The organism is Streptomyces buecherae (genome assembly GCF_014295035.1).
GTDB lineage: Bacteria > Actinomycetota > Actinomycetes > Streptomycetales > Streptomycetaceae > Streptomyces > Streptomyces youssoufiensis.
This window is the reverse complement of record NZ_CP060404.1, coordinates 6,733,749-6,751,080: the sequence shown is the minus strand read 5'-3', so window position 1 is coordinate 6,751,080 and position 17,332 is coordinate 6,733,749. Positions and strand designations below refer to the sequence as shown.

Here is a 17,332-nt window from a genome sequence, read left to right as displayed (position 1 = left end):
CTAGGACACGGCCCGTGGCAGGGCGGGCGCGGCGAGCTGCTTCCTGAGGTAGGCCCGCCAGCGCCGGACGAACTCCTCCTCGCCCACCCGCAGTTCGTCGCGGAGCGCCTCCCGCACGCCCGCCTCACGCTCGGGCGCGCTGCCGACCGCGCGGTAGAAGGCGACCAGTTTCCGCTCGCCCCACTGCTCGGCGATCATCCGGCAGGCGAGCCAACCCTGCTCGTACGCCTGCGCCAGGACGTTGCCGTCCCCCGCGAAGCCGAAGTCGGCGTCGCGCGGCAGGTCGCTGGGGAGGTCGCCGCCCTCGACGGCGCGGGTCAGCTCGGGGGCGACCTGGCGCGGGAAGGTCTTGGTGTCGCGGTAGCCGACCCAGTCGGCGAAGCCCTCGGAGAGCCACAGCGGCGTGCTGGCCGAGGTGTGGGCGCGGGTCGCGACGTGGGTGGCCTCGTGCGTCATGACGACCTGCCGGCCGAGGTCGCCGAGCGCGTCGTACGCCTCCGGGTTGATGATCACGCGGTCCGCGGGGACGGTACCCGAGCCGCCGATCTCGCCGGTGGTGACCGCCGCTATGCCCCGGTAGCCGGAGGCGGAGCCGCCGAGCAGGGCCGCCATGTCCGCGAGCGAGCGCGGCACCAGGACCACCACGCGGCCCGCCCACGGCCCGCGCCAGGCGCGGTGCACGCTCGGCACGGCGCTGTCCGCGGTCGCGGCGACGCCCTGGAGGTAGCGCCGGTCCTGCCCGACCCCGAGCACGAGGCTGCGCTCGCCGCGGACCACCGAGACCCGGCCCTGGTCCCACAGTTGCGCGGCGCCGCGCTCCGCCGCCCCCGGCGCGGTGCGGGTCGGTGCCTGGACGGCGGCCACGTACCACCGGTGCCCGCGCTGGGCGAGGGTGAGCCGCTGGGGGGCGACGACGGGCGCGGTGTCGTAGCCGGCGAGCCGGTAGCGCATCTCGACCTGGGCGGTGACCCTTCGGCCGGTGCCGTCGACGGGCGGAAAACCGCCCTTTCGGATGAAACGGTACTGCACGGAGCTGAGGGGGACCTCCGCCAGATTGTCGAACGTCCGCTGCTGCTGGGCGCGGTAGCGCCCGGGCGCGCGGTCGACGGTGGCCATGAAGGCGCCCTCGTCCCGCTCGCGGACCGCGTCGGCGCGCCGCTCCAACAGCCGCTCTATGGCCCGCGCGTCCGGGTCAGGCCCGTCCGACTCGCCGCCCCAGCCGGCCATCGCCGCCAGCGTGCTGAGCAGCGCCGTGAACACCACAAGGGCGGCCACCACACCGCTGACCGCCCACCGTCCACCCCGTCGCAACCTGCCCGCCACGCCGTCGATCGTACGGGGTGAGCGCGCGCGGCAGCAGGCGAACACCGGACGACGCGGCCCGCCGTCAGGGGCGGTTGACGGACGTCACGGGCATCATCCCCACCGGGTCGTAGCGCACGTTGGCGCCGGGGTGCGGGGCGTGGATGACCTGGCCGCCGCCCACGTACATGCCGACGTGACTGGCGTCGCCGCGGTACACCACCAGGTCGCCCGGCTGCGCCTGGCTCAGCGGCACCCGCTGCCCGACACCGGCCTGGCCCTGCGAGGTGCGCGGGACGGCCACCCCGGCCTGCCGCCAGGCCCACTGGGTCAGCCCCGAGCAGTCGAAGGAGCCGGGCCCGCTCTGGCCCCACGCGTACGGGGCGCCGACGGCGCTCTGCGCGGCGCGCACCGCGGCGGCGGCGCGCGGGGAGGCGGCGGCCCCGCCCGTGGGCTGTTGCCGCTCGTGCCGCGCGGCGGCCCGGCGGTCCTCCTCCTTGGCGCGCTCGCTACGGCGCAGGGCGGCGCGCTCGGCCTCGGTGAGCCCGTTGAGCACGGTGCGGGCGGCGGCGAGCTTGGCGGTGACCTCGCGCTTGTGCCGGGCCACCGCCTCCCGGCTGCGTTCGAGTTCGACGAGCTTGCCGGTGGCCTCGGCGCGCTCCTGCCGCAGGGCGCGCTGCGCCGCGTGCAACACGCGGAGTTGGCCCGCCTGACGGTTGGAGATCCGGTCGAGCGCCGCCGACTTGGTGAGGAACCCGTCCGGGTCCTCGGTGAGCAGCAGGGTCAGGCTCGGGTCGACGCCGCCGGAGCGGTACTGGGCGCCGGCGAGCCCGGCGAGCGCCCCGCGCAACTGGTTGACCCGGTCCTGACCCCGGGCCACGCTGCTCTGCAGCGCGCCGACCCGCTCGCGGAGTTGGTCGGACCGCTCCTTGGCCAGGTTGTACTTCTCGGTGGCCCGCTCGGCGTCGTGGAAGAGGCGCTCCACGGTGCGCCGGGCGGAACTGGTGCTCTGGCCGCTGCTCTGACCGCTGGGACCGCTGCTGTGCGCGTCGCTGCTGTGCGCGTCGGACGGCGGGGCCCCCGGGTCGGCGCCGGCCGGGACCGCGGTGAGCGCGACCGCCGAGGCGGCCAGCGCGGCGGACAGCATGGCCACTCGGGCCGGCCGGTCATGAGCTGAGGGCGAGGTACGGCGATGGGACGCCACTGGAGGCCGCATTCCCTTCCGCTGGCGGCGGTCCCCCGCGCCCACGGACAGGCGTACGACAGGGCGTGACCGCGCGCGGCAGAGAGTAGCCGTACGGACACGGAGGGTCCAAAGACCGTGCGCCGCGCCGCATCCCGTCCGCGCCCGGCGCCGTCGCCTCAGGCGCAGGTCACCGGCCGGGTGGCCGGTCAACCGGGGACCGGGCGATTCCCTCGTACGGGTGGCCGCCGGGGTTCGGCCGATGGGGCGGCCCGGTGGCCCGCGCGCCGCGGCCCGGTCGCGGCGAGGGGGCGGGTCGCCCGACTGGCGGCCAACCACGGCCTTACGGGCGGCAGTTGGCGGGCGCGCCGCCGCCGGGGCGGGCCAGCGAGGGCTTCGGGTACGCCGCGGCGCCCGGGCCGGAGGGGGCCACGGGCGCCGACGGAGCGAGCGGGTGAGGCGTCAGATGCGGACGCCGAACTGGAACGGCATGTTGTTGATCGACTCGTAGCGCACGTTGGCGCCCGGCTTGGGCGCGTGCAGCACCTGGCCGTTGCCGGCGTACAGGCCGATGTGGTGCAGGTCGCTGTAGAAGAGCACCAGGTCGCCGGGCTGGAGTTCGCTCTGCCCGATGCGGGTGCCGTTGTTGGCCTGCGCCTGCGACGTGCGGTCCAGCGAGACGTCGGCCTGGCTGTAGGCCCAGCCGGTGAGGCCGGAGCAGTCGAAGGAGTTCGGGCCGGTCGCGCCCCAGACGTACGGGGAGCCGATCTTGGTCTTCGCGGCGGCGAGGGCGATGCCGGCGCGTCCCGAGGTCGGGACGTCCTTGGCGGGGTCGGATTCGCCGCCCTTGTCGGCGTCGAGGTCCTCGCGCTGGTTGGCCGAGCGGTTGGCCCGCTCCTGCTCTTCCCGCTCCTCCTTGGCGAGCTGCTCGCGCTCCTGCGCGGTCAGCGAGTTGAGCAGCGACTGCGCCTTGGAGAGCTTGCCCTGGATCTCCTTCTTCTTGTCGCCGAGCGCCTTGCGGGTGTCGGCCAGGTCCTTGAGCTTGAGGCCGGCCTCCTCGCGCTGCTGCTTGAGGGTGCGCTGCTTGTCGGCGATCTTCTTGAGCGCCCCGGCCTGCTTGCTGGTGACCTGGTTGAGCGTGGACGCCTTGTCCAGGTAGTCGTCCGGGTCGGAGGAGAGGATGAGCTGGAGGGAGGGGTCCACGCCACCGGAGCGGTACTGGGCGGTGGCCATCGAGCCGAGGCCGTTGCGCAGCTTGTTGAGCTCCTCCTGGCCGCGCGCGACCTTGTCCTGGAGGCCGTCCACCTGCTCTTCGAGGGTGTCCTGCTTCTCCTTGGCCCCGTTGTACTTCTCGGTGGCCACCTCCGCCTCTTCGTACAGCTTGTCGACCTGAGCCTTGACGTCCTTCTTGGTCGGCTTCGGGTCGGCCTGGGCGGCCTGCGAGGTGAGGGCGACGGCAGCGGCGGCGGTCGCGGTGAGGACGGTTACCCGAGTGCGGCTCGGCTGCTTGGGTCGACGGTGGGACGCCACAGTGGGCGAGCTCCTTCTTCCTCCAGCCGCCTACCGGGTGGCGGGGGGCGCTAACCCCGGCTCCGCGTCGCGAGCGCCCAGGGCGGACGGCCGCCAACACGGACTCGGCGGTACCTCCGCTGCCACTCCGGATGAGTGATCAACCGCGCGAAGGTTCGGGGCCTGACCTTAGTGACCTCGCCGTGATCCGTTCAAACCCACAGGGAAAAAACTTGGCTCACGAGCCCATCCTTTACCAACATCACACAATCTGTCACCCCGGATTGACACACAGCTCATGAGGAGGCGATGAGTTTGCCGCTCTTGATCGCCCTATGACGGGACCTGACCGATCCGCCCGGGGATAGCGGCAGATGAGCGACTATCAGGTCAGATGCGATGGCGCGGCTGACCGAGGCGTTGATCACATTGCGGGCCCCGAGGGACAAACCCGCGAGGGCGGGCGGGCGTTCGCGCGCACCGGCCCGCCGCGCCCGCACGGGGTCCGCCGACGCCGTACGGGACGAGGGCGCGCACGGGGCCGCCAGCGGCCACGGGAGCGGGCCCCGGCACGGACGGGGGTGGGGCTCCGGCGCGGACGCGGGCGGGGCCTCAGGTGCGGGCGAGGCGCTTGAGAAGCAGGGCGGAGGCCACCGGGCGGGCCCCGGCCTTGGCGACGCCGTCCGCCACCTCGCGGTCGGTGGAGACCACCACGACGGGACGGCCTGGCGGCTCGGCCCGCACCAGTTGCCGGATCAACTCGTCCGCCGTCACACCGGGCTTGCTGAACATCACCCGCACCCCGCGCGGCGGCGCGAGCAGCACCGGGGCGGCCAGCTCGGCCCCGTCGAAGACGCAGGTCATCTCCGCGCCGGTCTGCGCCGCGAGCACCGCGAGCCCGCCGAGCAGGCGCAACCGCTGCTTCTCCAACGGCATCGTCGGATAGCCGGTCTTGGTCACGTTGTAACCGTCGACCACCAAGTGGGCCTGCGGCAGGGCCAGGAGTTGGTCCAGGAGCGCCGGGTCCATGTCGGACAGCGCGCGGGTGGCGATGTCCTTGGGCGTCATCTTGCCGGGCTCGACGGCTTCCACGGTGTCGGCCGGACGCATCGACGCGGGCGGCAGCGCGAGTTCGCGGCGCAGCCCCTGCGCGGCGTCGAGCATCGTGTCGAGCAGCAGCCGCAGCCGCATGTCCTCCACGCTGCGCCCCTCGCGCACCGCGCGGCGGCTGGCCTCAAGCGCCGCCTCGGTCTCGGCAAGCCGCGTCTTGAGCCGCCGTGCCTCCCCCTCGGCCCTGGTCTGCTCGGCCGCCGCGGCGGCGCGCTGCGCCTCCAGTTCGCTCGCGGACTTGCGCAGCGCCGCCTCGCCCCGGCGTACGTCGCTGAGCGCGCTGCGCAGCTTGCGCTGGAGCGCGTCGGCCTCCTTGCGGGCCGCCTCCAGCTCGGCGCGCGAGCGCTCGGCGTCGCCGCGCGCGGCCGTGCGTACCTGGTCCAGCTCCTCGCGCAGCCGGCGCATCTCGTCCAGGGCGCGCGCGCCGGCGCGTTCCGCGTTGGCGCGCTGGGCCTCCTCGCCCGCGGCCTCGACGAGCTTGACCCAGCCGGTGGGGCGCAGCACGTACGCCAGGGCCGCGACGTCCACCGGGTCGGCCGCGGCGGGCGGCGAGCCGGCCTCGACGGTCTCGGCCAGCTCGGGCTGCGTCTCGCGCAGCCGGGCGGCGATCCGCTGCCGGAAGGCGGGGGCGGTGGCGATGGCGGCGGCCATGGCGTTGCCCGCGAACTTGGCCCGTCGGGTCGGGGTGAAGCGGGCGTACTGCCGCAACTGGGGCGGCAGCTCGCCGACGGTCAGGGCACCGAAGGCGTCGGCGACCAGGGCCACCACCCGGTGCCTGACCCCCTCGGGCAGGGGGCGGTCGAGCGCCTCGGCGGCCTCGCCGGTGCCGCCGTCGGGCCCGTCGGTGCCGTCGGGGCCGACGGCACCCGCGACGCCGTCAGCTCCGTCGGCGCCGTCCACGGCGCCCGGGCCGCTCGTCCGCTCCTCCACCTGTCACCGCTCCGTTCTCAGGCGCTCGCGCCCGGGCGGTCGACGAGCTCGATCTGGTCGACCGCGTTGCACCAGCGGCAGCGCACCGACTCAATGGTCTCACTGACCACCTTGCGCTCCTCGGTGCTGGGCTCCCCGGCCAGGTCCAGGTGCACGTACTCGACGGCCTTGGTCGAGCGCGTCACGTCGAAACGGGTGAGGTTTCCGCACAGGGTGCAGCGCCAGCGGGTGTCGGCTGTGGGCTGGGGAGCGGCCATCGTGTCGTCCTTCACGTCTTCGTTCGCATTCGTTCGCGGTCCACGCGGCCTTCCGCCCGGCCTGGTGCACCCGGTACGCCGCGACCACGCGCGTCGCACCGAGCGCGGTACGCCGCACACGGCTGCCACCTGCCCCCGGGAGGGCCCGGGCCCTCCGCGGTGCGCCGTCGGACTGCGGGAGTGCTGGGCGTAACCCTACGGCCTGACGGTCGCCGGGTGGGGCCCCGGCGGCACCCGCGGCCGGTGCGGGGATCTGCGGGGTTCCGTGTGGTACGGGATGATCTGAACATGTTCAAGAAGGCGACGGCGTCCGACGGCCCTCTGGTGACATATGCGCTCATCGCCGCCTGCTGTCTGCTCTTCCTTCTCAGCCCCGCCGCCGGGCTCGCTCCCCCGGACGGGGACCGCACCGAACTCCTGCGCGCGCGGCAGGACCACTTCGCCCGGTGGGGCGTGGTCCCGGCCGACCTGTGGGCCGGCCCCGTCCGCGCCGCCCTGACCCCGCTGACCGCGCTGTTCGTCCACGGCACCTGGCTCCACCTGCTGGGCAACATGCTCTTCCTCCAGGTCTTCGGCTCGCTGGCCGAGGCCCGGATGGGTCGGCTGCGGTTCCTGGCCTGCTACCTGGCCGCCGGCTACCTGGCGCTGGTCGGCTTCGCCGTGGCGTACCCGGACTCCACGCAGCCGCTGGTCGGGGCGTCCGGGGCGATCTCGGGGGTGCTCGGCGCCTTCCTGTTTCTGCTGCCGCGGGCCCGGGTGACCAGCCTGTTCCCCTTCCTGTTCTTCCTGCCGCTGCGCTTCCCCGCCTGGTTCGTGCTGCCGCTGTGGTGCGCGCTCCAGTGGCTGGCGGCCCGGCACGGCGGCCCCCGCCCCGGCGTGGCCTACCTCGCCCATCTGATCGGCTTCGGCGTGGGGTTCCTGTACGCCCTGCTCCGCTGGCGTGGGCGGACGGGCCCCGGGGCGGGTTCCGGGCCGCCGGCTAGAGTGAAAGAGCCCGTTCAGGCCACCGAGGGAGACAGCCAGCCGTGATCACGTCAATCGTGCTCATCAAGACCAGCGTGGACCAGATCCCCGAGGTCGCCGAGAAGATCGCCGCCCTGGAGGGGGTGAGCGAGGTCTACTCGGTCACCGGCGCGCACAACCTGATCGCCATGGTGCGGGTGGCCCGGCACGACGACCTCGCCGACGTCATCCCCGGCCAGATCAGCAAGGTGCCCGGCGTGGCCTCCACGGAGACGCACATCGCCTTCCGCACGTACTCGCAGCACGACCTGGAGGCGGCGTTCGCGATCGGGCTCGACGCGTAACGAAGGCCGCGCGGCGGGCGCGCGCGGAGCCGGCGCGGGCCGCCGCGCGCGCTACGGCCGGCCCGCGGGCCCGCTCGCGCGGCGGCCCGTCCGCGCCGTCGGCGCACCGCGCGACCAGCGAGGATGAAGAAGCCCTCATGGTGTCTTCATCGCGGCCAGCGGGTCGGCGGGACACCGTGGGCCCATGGCCCTCTCCCACCGGCTCGCCACCCTCACGGCCGTCGTCGCGATCCCGCTCGGCATAGCCGTCACGAGCTACCTGCTGACCGACAGCCCCGACTCGCCCAAGGCCCCCTCCAAGGTCGAGCTCGAATCCGGCACCCCGGCGCCCGACCCGAGCGCCCCGCCGGACGCCACGCCCACCGGGCCGCCCCCGGCGTCCGACCGGCCCGCCTCCCCGAGCCACGAGGCCGTACCCCCACCGCCAGCGACCGACGGTATGGCCGATGACACCGCAGACGACACCACCGAGCACGACGACGACGCGGGCGACGACGGACCCGGTGACGACGGCTGACGCGCCCCCCGCGCCGGGGCGCCGGATCTCGGCCCGGGTACGGATCCTGCTGTGGCTGCTCCTGGTGATGGCCGTCGCGCTGGCCGCCGTCGCCACCACCACCCGCTCGATCCTGCTGCGCGACGTCGACCAGCGCACCACGGAACTCCTCGCGCAGGAGGCCGGCGAGTTCGCCAACTTCGTCGAGCGCGGCCAGGACCCGCGCACCGGCGCCCCGTTCACCGAGCCGCGCCGGCTGCTCAAGGTCTTTCTGGAGCGGCAGTACGCCGACCCGTACGAGGAGCTGCTCGGCCTGGTGCACGACGCGAAGCCGCCGTCGTTGGTCCGGCAGAAGCGCGACATCCCTGTGCGGCTGCCGCTGTACCGGGACGACCGGGCGCTGGCCGCCATCGCCCGCTCCGACCGGCACACCGGCACCCTCGATCAGGACGGGGGCGAGGTGCGCTGGGCCAAGGTCGCCATCCGGCCGGGCGGCGCGGGCCCCGAGGGCACCTTCGTGGTCGCCTTCCACGCGGACCGTGGCGGTCGAGATGGCCGCCGTCGCCGGGCTGTCCCTGGTGCCGCCGGACCAGCGCGACCCCGGCGCCACCACCACCCGAGGCGTCGGCGAACTCATCCGCGCCGCCCTGGACTTCGGCGCGCGCCGTATCCTCGTCGGCTGCGGCGACTCGGGCACCTCCGACGGCGGCGCGGGCGCGCTCCAGGCCCTCGGCGCCCGGCTGCTCGACGCGGACGACCGCGAACTCCCGCCCGGCGGCCGGGCCCTGGCCCGGCTCGCCCCCCGGGCCCCGGCCGACTCGTGCCGCTGCCCGGACCGCCCGCCGCACCGCGCTGCGCCCCGCCCGCCGCCGGCCCGTGGCGGGAGCGCGGCGACGTGCGGGGGCTACGGCGCTACGACGCCACGGGTCAGTGCGCCGCCGCCCCGCGGTCCGGCACGCAGCGGCCGTCCTCGGTGCGGTAGCTCCAGCGGGCGCCGTCGCGCACCAACTCCCGTACCGCTCGCACGAACCGCTCGACGTGCTCGTCGGGCGTCCCGGCGCCGAAGCTGACCCGGATCGCGTTCAGCGAGCCGGAGCCGCCGGGCGCCTGGTCCGGCGCGCCGCACTCGCCCGGCTCCGACGCCTCGCTGTCGAGCAGGGTGCGCACCAGCGGATGGGCGCAGAACAGCCCGTCCCGCACGCCGATGCCGTACTCGGCGGAGAGCGCGGCGGCGAAGTGCGAGCTGTTCCAGCCGTCCACGACGAAGGAGAGCACCCCGACCCGGGGCGCGTCGTCGCCGAACAGCGACAGGACGCGCACCTGCGGGATGTCGGCGAGGCCGGCCCGTACGGCGGCGATCAGCTCCTGCTCGCGCTCGACCAGCGCGTCGAAGCCGGCCTCGGTCAGCGCCCGGCACGCCGAGGCGATGGCGTACACGCCGATGACGTTCGGCGAGCCGGCCTCGTGCCGGGCGGCGGTGGTGTGCCAGGCCACGTCCACGCCGCCGTCTGCGGCCCGCACCACGGTGCGGCTGGCGCCGCCGCCGGCGAGGTACGGCTCGGCCGCGCGCAGCCAGTCCGCGCGGCCGGCGAGCACGCCGGAGCCGAACGGCGCGTACAGCTTGTGGCCGGAGAACGCGACCCAGTCCACGTCCAACTCGGCGATGTCGACCGGGTGGTGGGGGGCCAACTGGGCGGCGTCGAGCACGATCCGGGCGCCGTGCGCGTGCGCCGTCGCCGCCAACTCGCGCACCGGCCACAGCTCACCGGTCACGTTCGACGCGCCGGTCACGCAGACCAGCGCGGGCCCGTCGGTCGCCTGTCCCGCCAGCGCCGCCTCCAACGTCCGCACGGCGGCGGCGGGCGAGCGGGGCGCGCTGAGGTAGGTCACCGACACGCCCTCCTGCCGCTCCCAGGGCAGCAGCGCGGCGTGGTGCTCGGTCTCGAAGACGTACACCCGCGTGCCGGTGGGCAGCACGGCGGCGAGCAGGTTGAGCGAGTCGGTGGTGGAGCGGGTGAAGACGACCTGGTCGTCCGCGCGGCAGCCGAGGAACGCGGCCACGTCCGCGCGACTGGTCTCGAACAGGTCGGTGGACAACTGCGAGAGGTAGCCCGCCCCACGGTGCACGCTGCCGTAGTACGGGGCGTACGCGGCCACGTCCTCCCACACCCGGCGCAGCGCGGGGGCGCTGGCGGCGTAGTCCAGCGCGGCGTAGCTGACCTCGCCCCCGGTGACCAACGGCACCCGCACGTCCGCCCCGAGCACGGGCAGCGGCAGCGAGGCCGACGGGGCGGCACAGGCGGGCTCGGCCGCCACCCCGGTGTCGGCGGTGGCGGACGGGGCGGCGGTGGCGGCGGACGGGGCGGTGGTGAAGGGGCGCGTGGACATGGCGAGATCTCCCGGCAGGGCAGGGCTTCACACGAGGGAAGCAACAGGGCTTGGGGATACGCACGGCCGACGGCTGACCCGTCGGTGGGTGCGGGAAACGGCCCGGGGGTGCCCGCGCGCTGGCGCGGATCGGATGGACCGGAATGTCCGGAAAACCGGAGCGTGCGGAACGGGGCCGGTCGGCCCTATCGCATTCGCTGACTCACGGAGCTTCTCCCTCGACCACCAGGACCCCTGGATGTCTCACTCGAGGAAACGAGTGCGAGGGGTCCGCGCTTGCCGTAGACCTCGCTGCCTACGGCCTGGTCATCACCCGGGGCACCCCGCCACGGACGGAGGGTTGCCGGACAGCGGGCCGGGGCCTGTGTCGCTGTCACTCGTGACCTGCGAAGCATCATGCCATACCGCGCCCACACCGCAACCGCCGACCTCTCCCGACGGCAGCGCGCGGGGTGGCGAATCGGCCACGCGCTCGGTCCGCGGGGGCCGTTGACGGACCCCGTACGCGGCGCGAGGGCACGCCCCCACCCGGGGACGCGCCCTCGCCCTGTGCCGCTCTGTACCGCCGCGTGCTGTACCGCTGCGTGCTGTGCCGCCTGGCCCGCTCCGTCGCGGCGCGCGGCTACTCCTGGCTGGCCGCCACCCACCGCTCCAGCGTGCGCTTGGCCGCGCCCGAGTCGATGGCCTCGGCCGCGCGCCCCATCGCCGCCCCGATCCGCTCGGTGAGCGGCGGCAGCTCCGGCGCGGGAGCCCCCGCCTCGAACCGCGCGGCCGACTCCGCCGCCGACGTCGTGCTCAACGCGTCCAGGGCGACGAGCGCCGCCGCCGAGTTGAGCAGCACGGCGTCCCGTACGGGCCCGCGCTCGCCGGCCAGCAGCCGGCGGGCCACGTCGGCGTTGTACGAGGCGTCAGCGCCCCGCAGGGCCTCCACGGGGACCAGTTCCAAACCGACGTCGCGGGGGTCGAAGCTCTGCTCGCGTACGGTCCCGTCGCGCACCTCCCACACCCGTGAGGTCGCCGTGGTGGTCAGCTCGTCCAGGCCGTCGTCGCCACGGAAGACCAGCGCGCTGGTGCCGCGCCCGGCGAGCACCCCCGCCAGGATCGGCGCCATCCGCGGGTCGGCGACCCCGGTGGCCTGGGCCGCGACCTTGGCCGGATTGGTGAGGGGGCCGAGGAAGTTGAACGTGGTGGGGATGCCCAGTTCGCGGCGGGCCGCCGCCACGTGGCGCAGCGAGGGGTGGAACTTGACGGCGAAACAGAAGGTGATGCCCGCCCGCTCGGCGACCTCGGCCACCCGCGCCGGCGTGAGGTCCAGGTTGACCCCGAGCTTCTCCAACACGTCGGAGGCGCCGCTGGCCGAGGAGGCGGCCCGGTTGCCGTGCTTGACGACCCGGGCGCCGGTGCCGGCCACCACGATCGAGGACATCGTGGAGATGTTGACCGTCCTGGCCCCGTCGCCGCCCGTCCCCACGATGTCCACGGTGGGCCCGGGGACGTCGATCAGGTTGGCGTGCTCGTACATCGTGCGGACCATGCCGGCGACCTCGTCGACCGTCTCGCCCTTGGCCCGCAGGGCGACCGCGAACCCCGCGATCTGGGTGTCGCTGGCCTGGCCCGTCATGATGCGGTCCATCGCCCAGGCGGAGGCGTCGGCGCCGAGGTCCTGTCCGGCGAGGAGGCTGCGCAGGATGCCCGGCCAGGTGTGGGCCGTCGCGCTGTCGCCGCCTGCCGGGGTCACAACGTTCATGGTCCACGCTCCTGGTGGTGGGTGAGGTGTGGAGCCAGCCTATCCAGGGCCGGGAACAGACGAAGAACCCCGTCCAACCATCGGACGGGGTTCTTCGTGTGGCGATCAGCAGGTGATCAGGAGGGGTCAGTGGTGACCGTGGCCGCTCGTGATCTCCTTGTACTCCTCGACGGTGGGCTTGGCGATCTGGCTGTCCTCGCCGTACAGGCCCTTCGACAGCTTGACGCGGAGCTTCTCGGAGCGGGTGGGCTTGCGCACCACGCCGTTCTCGTCCACCTCGGGCTCCAGCTCGAGCGGCTGGTACTGGTCGTGCGCCGTGAGCGTGTGCAGCTGGTCCGACGACAGCGGCTCGTGCACCTCGATGAACTCGCCGTGCGGCAGCCGCTTGATGATGCCCGACTCGCGGCCGTGCAGCACCTTCTCCTTGTCCCGGCGCTGCAGACCCAGGCAGATCCGCTTGGTGACGATGAACGCCACGACCGGTGCGACGAAGAACGCGATGCGCGAGAACCAGGTGATCGCGTTGATCGACAGGTGGAAGTGCGTGGCCCAGATGTCGTTGCCACCGGCGACCAGCATGGTCAGGTAGCTGACGCACCACGCGACACCGAAGCCCGTGCGGACCGGGGTGTTCCGCGGGCGGTCCAGCAGGTGGTGGTGGCGCTTGTCGCCGGTGGCCCAGGACTCGATGAACGGGTACACCGCGATGGACACCAGCATCAGCGGGAAGATCACCAGCGGGATGAACACACCCAGGACGAGGGTGTGGCCCCACATGTTGATCTCCCAGCCAGGCATCACCCGGATCAGCCCCTCGGCGAAGCCGAGATACCAGTCTGGTTGGGCACCGGTGGAGACCTGGTCTGGTCGGTAGGGACCGATCGCCCACACCGGGTTGATGGTGGCCACGGCGGCGATGGCCGCGATGACACCGAACACCAGGAAGAAGAAGCCACCGGCCTTGCCCATGTACACCGGCAGGAACGGCGTGCCCACCACGTTGGTGTTGGTCTTGCCGGGCCCGGCCCAGTGGGTGTGCTTGTGCAGGAACACCATGATCAGGTGCGCCACGACCAGGCCGAGCATGATGCCGGGCAACAACAGGATGTGGATCGAGTAGAACCGGCCGACGAAGTCGTGCCCGGGGAACTCGCCTCCGAAGAGGAACATCGACAGGTAGGTGCCGACCAGCGGGACCGACAGGATGGCGCCCTGGGTGAAGCGGACACCGGTGCCGGAGAGCAGGTCGTCCGGCAGCGAGTAGCCGGTGAGGCCGGTGAAGAGGCCGAGCACCAGCAGCAGGAAGCCGAACACCCAGTTCATCTCACGCGGCTTGCGGTACGCACCGGTGAAGAAGACGCGCATCATGTGCACGAACATGCTGCCGATGAAGATCAGCGCGGCCCAGTGGTGGATCTGCCGGATCAGCAGACCACCGCGGACCTCGAAGCTGATGTCCAGTGTCGACTTGTACGCCTCCGACATCCGGATGCCCTGCATCGGGACGTACGGACCGTCGTAGACGACCTCCCCCATGCTGGGGTTGAAGAACATCGTCAGGTAGACGCCCGTGAGGATGATGATGATGAAGCTGTAGAGGCAGACCTCACCCAACATGAACGACCAGTGGTCGGGGAAGATCTTGCGCATGTTGGCCTTGGCCAGGCTGTAGATGCCCAGCCGGCTGTCGGCCCAGTCGGCGACGCGCTCGCCCGCTGGAGCCTTCTTGCGCCGAGTGTCGGTTGCAGTACTCATCCGCGCTCCCAGTAGGCAGGACCGACGGGCTCCGCGAAGTCGCCCATCGCCTCAAGGTAGCCCTTGTCGTTGACCGTGATCCGAAGCTGCGGCAGGGCGTGGCCCGCCGGGCCGAAGATGACTCGGCCGCCGTCGGTCAGGTCGAAGGTCGACTGGTGGCACGGGCACAGCACGTGGTGCGTCTGCTGCTCGTAGAGGCTGATCGGGCAGCCCACGTGCGTGCAGATCTTCGAGAACGCGACGATGCCCTCGTGCGACCAGTCCAGTTCGCGCTTGTCCTTGATGTTCTCCGGCTGCAGCCGGACGATCATGAGCGCCGCCTTGGCGATCTGGTTGTTGAAGTCATGGTCTTCTTCGCTCAGACCCTCGGGCATGGCGAACGTCAACGAACCGACGGCGATGTCCTCGGGACGCAGCGGCTCGTGCGTGTTCTCGTTGATGAGCATCTTGCCCTTGGCCCACTTGGTGTGCCGGAGCATCGTGCCCGGCATGGGGCCGAGGTCGCGCAGCAGCACCAGGCCGGTCAGCGGCACCATGGCCATCGCGCCGATCAGCGTGTTGCGGACCAGCTTCCGGCGGCCGAGGTCCGACTCGCGGGCACCGTCCTGGAACCCGGCGAGCACCTCCTCGCGCACCTCGGGGGTGGCCTCTATGTCGTGCCGCTCCTCGGGCACCTCGACGTCGGTCATCAGCGTGCGGGCCCAGTGGATGGCGCCGGCGCCGATGCAGAACAGTGCGAGGCCGAGGGTCAGGCCCAGCGAGAGGTTGAGCGCGCTGACACGCCCGATCGGGAAGACGTAGACGATCTTGTCGACCGGGAAGGCGACGAACGAGGCGATGAAGCCGATCGTCGACAGCATCGACAGCGTGAACAGCCCGGCGACCACGCGCTCGGAGCGCTTGGCGGCCCGCTCGTCGATGTCCTGCACACGGTGCTCGTGGGGCGGCAGCCCCGGGTTGGCGAACGGGTTGTCCCGGGTCGCCAGCACGCCGCCGTCGGCGTCGTCCTGCTGCTGTGGCAGGTTCTCTTCTGAGTTGTCTTGGCTGCTCATGACTTCTTGGCCTTCGTGGTCCGGGCTGCGACCCAAATGGTGATGGCGACCAGAGCGCCCAGGCCGAACACCCAGGCGAACAAGCCCTCGACCACCGGGCCGAGGCCACCCAGTTGGAAACCACCGGGGCTCTCGGTGTCCTCGCTGTTGACCTTGTTCAGGTAGGCGATGATGTCCCTCTTTTCCTTCTCCGGCATGACCGTGTCGGGGAAAGACGGCATGTTCTGCGGGCCGGTCTGCATGGCCTCGTAGATGTGCTTCGGGCTCACACCGTCAAGAGCGGGCGCGTACTTGCCGTTGCTCAGCGCGCCACCCTTGCCTGAGAAATTGTGGCACTGGGCACAGTTCGAACGGAAGAGCTGCCCACCGTTGGCAGCGTCCTCCTTGCCGTTGAGGCTGTACTGGCTCTTGGTCGGCGTTTCCGGGCCGGCGCCGAGCGAGGCGACGTACGCCGCGAGCTGCTCGGTCTCGGCGGCCGTGTAGACCTTGGGCTTCTTCGGGGCCTGGGCACCGTTCTGCTGGGCCGGCATGCGGCCGGTGCTCACCTGGAAGTCCACGGCGGCGGCGCCGACGCCGACCAGGCTCGGACCGTCAGATGTGCCTTGGCCGCCGGTGCCGTGGCAGCTTGCGCAGCCAACGGCGTAGAGCTTCTTGCCCTCGTCGATGGCGAGGGAGGTCTGGGCCTCGTCGGCCTTGGCCTTGTCCGCCGGCGCGAACGCGGCGTAAAGCCCCCCCGTGGCCGCCAGCGCGAAGAGTAGGACGACGAGCGCCGCCAGCGGATGGCGCCGTCGTGCGGAGAGCTTTTTCACGGATTACCCCGGTGTCAGGATCTTCAGCGTCGATGCTTTTGGCTGCGTCTCGGGTGAAACGCGGGTCCGGTGCGGGACCGGTTACTTGATCATGTAGATCGTGGCGAAGAGGCCGATCCAGACGACGTCGACGAAGTGCCAGTAGTACGACACGACGATGGCCGCCGTCGCCTGCTCGTGCGTGAACCTCTTGGCCGCGTACGTCCTGCCCAGGACCAGCAAGAACGCGATGAGTCCGCCCGTCACGTGCAGCCCGTGGAAGCCGGTGGTCAGGTAGAACACCGAACCGTACGGGTCGGACGAGAGCGTGAGCCCCTCGTGCTTGACCAGCTCGGTGTACTCGAAGACCTGACCGCCGATGAAGATCGCACCCATCACGAAGGTGACCACGAACCACATGCGCAGCTTCTTCACGTCACCGCGCTCGGCGGCGAAGACGCCGAGCTGGCACGTGAGGGAGGAGAGCACCAGGATCGTGGTGTTCGTGGCGGAGAACGGGAAGTTCAGCGCATCGGCCATTTCCTTCCAGTGCTCTGCCCCGGTCACCGATCGGAGGGTGAAGTACATCGCGAAGAGGGCCGCGAAGAACATCAGCTCGGAACTCAGCCAGATGATGGTTCCGACGCTGGTGAGGTTCGGCCGGTTGACCGACGGGTGCGCGTGCCCGGTATCTACTGCTGTTGCTGTCGCCACGACCGACATTATGTCGGTCGCTTATCCCGCCCTCACCTCGGGGGGTCCCGTTCGGAGTGTCAAGGCTGTTCAAGCGGCTCGTACGGCCTATTGCGGCGGTCCCTCGAAGGAGGGAAACGGTATCCGGGGCTCCGCAACGCGTTCCGCGCGCCAGCCCTCCTGACGCCCCGTCGAGCCCGGGGAAGATCCGTACAACCTCTCCTCGCCGCGGGCCCCGGCGCAGTAGCATCCGCCCCACGGACCCAGTCCGTTCCGTGCCGTCCACCTGCCTGGAGGAAAGATGCGGCCCACTGCCACGGTGCTGGTCTACAGCGATGACGCGGGCACCCGCGAGCAGGTGCGGCTGGCCGCCGGGCGGCGACCAGCGGCGGACGTCCCCGAGGTCGAGTACCTGGAGTGCGCCACCCTGCCCGCCGTCCTGGAGGCCCTGGAGGCCGGCGGGATCGACGTCTGCGTCCTGGACGGCGAGACCGCGCCCGCCGGCGGCATGGGCGTGTGCCGGCAGATCAAGGACGAGATCTACGCCTGTCCTCCGGTGCTGCTGCTCATGGGCCGCCCGCAGGACGCCTGGCTGGCCACCTGGAGCCGCGCCGAGGCCGCTGTGACGCTCCCGGTGGACCCGGTGGCGCTCGCCGACGCGCTGGCCGGGCTGTTGCGCCAGCGGCGGGCCGTCAGCGCCTGAGAGCGGCGCACAGCCGGTCGACGGCGAAGGGGGTCCGGTCCGCGGGAGCGGTCGGGACCCCCTTCGGCATGTGGTGGGCCGGCTCGGCGTGTCGTGGGCCGCCTGGGCGGCG

At 72.5% G+C, this 17,332-nt stretch carries 15 protein-coding genes, 2 pseudogenes and 1 riboswitch; of the genes and pseudogenes, 6 read left to right on the top strand and 11 right to left on the bottom strand.

What is annotated here, in order from left to right; translation table 11 throughout:
- From H7H31_RS26835 to H7H31_RS26815, 5 genes are all read right to left on the bottom strand, one after another.
- Complete coding sequence (locus tag H7H31_RS26835) at positions 1-1,227, bottom strand: hypothetical protein (protein WP_254391494.1); 1,227 nt, start codon at positions 1,225-1,227, stop codon at positions 1-3.
- 160 nt (positions 1,228-1,387) lie between these two features.
- The gene (locus tag H7H31_RS26830; RefSeq protein WP_372456049.1) at positions 1,388-2,506 is read right to left on the bottom strand and encodes a C40 family peptidase; all 1,119 of its coding nucleotides are present in this window, start codon (positions 2,504-2,506) and stop codon (positions 1,388-1,390) included.
- Positions 2,507-2,947: 441 nt separating this feature from the next.
- A complete protein-coding gene (locus tag H7H31_RS26825; protein WP_187064200.1) occupies positions 2,948-4,015 on the bottom strand; it encodes a C40 family peptidase in 1,068 nt (355 codons plus the stop codon).
- A 591-nt stretch (positions 4,016-4,606) separates the two neighbouring features.
- Positions 4,607-5,896 carry an NYN domain-containing protein gene (locus H7H31_RS26820; RefSeq protein WP_222623741.1) on the bottom strand — a complete coding sequence of 430 codons (1,290 nt, stop codon included), beginning with the start codon at positions 5,894-5,896 and terminating at the stop codon, positions 4,607-4,609.
- Positions 5,897-6,051: 155 nt separating this feature from the next.
- Positions 6,052-6,291: a hypothetical protein gene (locus H7H31_RS26815; protein ID WP_187064198.1), complete on the bottom strand. Its 240-nt coding sequence runs from the start codon at positions 6,289-6,291 to the stop codon at positions 6,052-6,054.
- A 288-nt stretch (positions 6,292-6,579) separates the two neighbouring features.
- Here H7H31_RS26815 and H7H31_RS26810 point away from each other — a divergent pair, with 288 nt between their 5' ends.
- From H7H31_RS26810 to H7H31_RS26795, 5 genes and pseudogenes are all read left to right on the top strand, one after another.
- Positions 6,580-7,320: a rhomboid family intramembrane serine protease gene (locus H7H31_RS26810; protein WP_187064197.1), complete on the top strand. Its 741-nt coding sequence runs from the start codon at positions 6,580-6,582 to the stop codon at positions 7,318-7,320.
- Positions 7,317-7,598 (top strand): Lrp/AsnC family transcriptional regulator, encoded by a 282-nt coding sequence (locus H7H31_RS26805; RefSeq protein ID WP_176161189.1) that lies wholly within the window; start codon positions 7,317-7,319, stop codon positions 7,596-7,598. The genes H7H31_RS26810 and H7H31_RS26805 overlap by 4 nt, the downstream gene beginning before the upstream one ends.
- Positions 7,599-7,782: 184 nt before the next feature.
- On the top strand, positions 7,783-8,115 hold the full coding sequence (locus tag H7H31_RS26800) for a small secreted hydrophilic protein (RefSeq protein WP_187064196.1): 333 nt from the start codon (positions 7,783-7,785) through the stop codon (positions 8,113-8,115).
- A pseudogene (locus H7H31_RS34375) lies at positions 8,102-8,635 on the top strand (two-component sensor histidine kinase); the annotation flags it as partial. The gene H7H31_RS26800 and the pseudogene H7H31_RS34375, both read left to right, overlap by 14 nt.
- Positions 8,631-8,894: pseudogene (locus tag H7H31_RS26795) on the top strand (glycerate kinase); the annotation flags it as partial. The pseudogenes H7H31_RS34375 and H7H31_RS26795, both read left to right, overlap by 5 nt.
- A gap of 127 nt (positions 8,895-9,021) precedes the next feature.
- Here the strand turns inward: H7H31_RS26795 and H7H31_RS26790 are convergent.
- From H7H31_RS26790 to ctaE, 6 genes are all read right to left on the bottom strand, one after another.
- Positions 9,022-10,482, bottom strand: coding sequence for an aminotransferase class V-fold PLP-dependent enzyme (locus tag H7H31_RS26790; RefSeq protein ID WP_187064195.1), 1,461 nt, complete (start codon positions 10,480-10,482; stop codon positions 9,022-9,024).
- Positions 10,483-10,749: 267 nt separating this feature from the next.
- Positions 10,750-10,867: riboswitch (SAM riboswitch) on the bottom strand.
- 237 nt (positions 10,868-11,104) lie between these two features.
- Complete coding sequence (gene trpD / locus H7H31_RS26785) at positions 11,105-12,229, bottom strand: anthranilate phosphoribosyltransferase (RefSeq protein WP_187064194.1); 1,125 nt, start codon at positions 12,227-12,229, stop codon at positions 11,105-11,107.
- Between the two features lie 126 nt (positions 12,230-12,355).
- Positions 12,356-13,984 carry a cytochrome bc1 complex cytochrome b subunit gene (qcrB, locus tag H7H31_RS26780; RefSeq protein ID WP_176161197.1) on the bottom strand — a complete coding sequence of 543 codons (1,629 nt, stop codon included), beginning with the start codon at positions 13,982-13,984 and terminating at the stop codon, positions 12,356-12,358.
- Positions 13,981-15,036 carry a cytochrome bc1 complex Rieske iron-sulfur subunit gene (gene qcrA / locus H7H31_RS26775; RefSeq protein WP_176161198.1) on the bottom strand — a complete coding sequence of 352 codons (1,056 nt, stop codon included), beginning with the start codon at positions 15,034-15,036 and terminating at the stop codon, positions 13,981-13,983. Before qcrA ends, qcrB begins: the two co-directional genes overlap by 4 nt.
- Positions 15,033-15,845 carry a cytochrome bc1 complex diheme cytochrome c subunit gene (gene qcrC / locus H7H31_RS26770; RefSeq protein WP_176161199.1) on the bottom strand — a complete coding sequence of 271 codons (813 nt, stop codon included), beginning with the start codon at positions 15,843-15,845 and terminating at the stop codon, positions 15,033-15,035. Before qcrC ends, qcrA begins: the two co-directional genes overlap by 4 nt.
- A gap of 81 nt (positions 15,846-15,926) precedes the next feature.
- Positions 15,927-16,547 (bottom strand): aa3-type cytochrome oxidase subunit III, encoded by a 621-nt coding sequence (ctaE, locus tag H7H31_RS26765; protein ID WP_176161200.1) that lies wholly within the window; start codon positions 16,545-16,547, stop codon positions 15,927-15,929.
- 271 nt (positions 16,548-16,818) lie between these two features.
- Between ctaE and H7H31_RS26760 the strand changes: the two genes are divergently transcribed.
- A complete protein-coding gene (locus H7H31_RS26760; protein WP_187064193.1) occupies positions 16,819-17,220 on the top strand; it encodes a DNA-binding transcriptional response regulator in 402 nt (133 codons plus the stop codon).
- Positions 17,221-17,332: the final 112 nt, after the last annotated feature.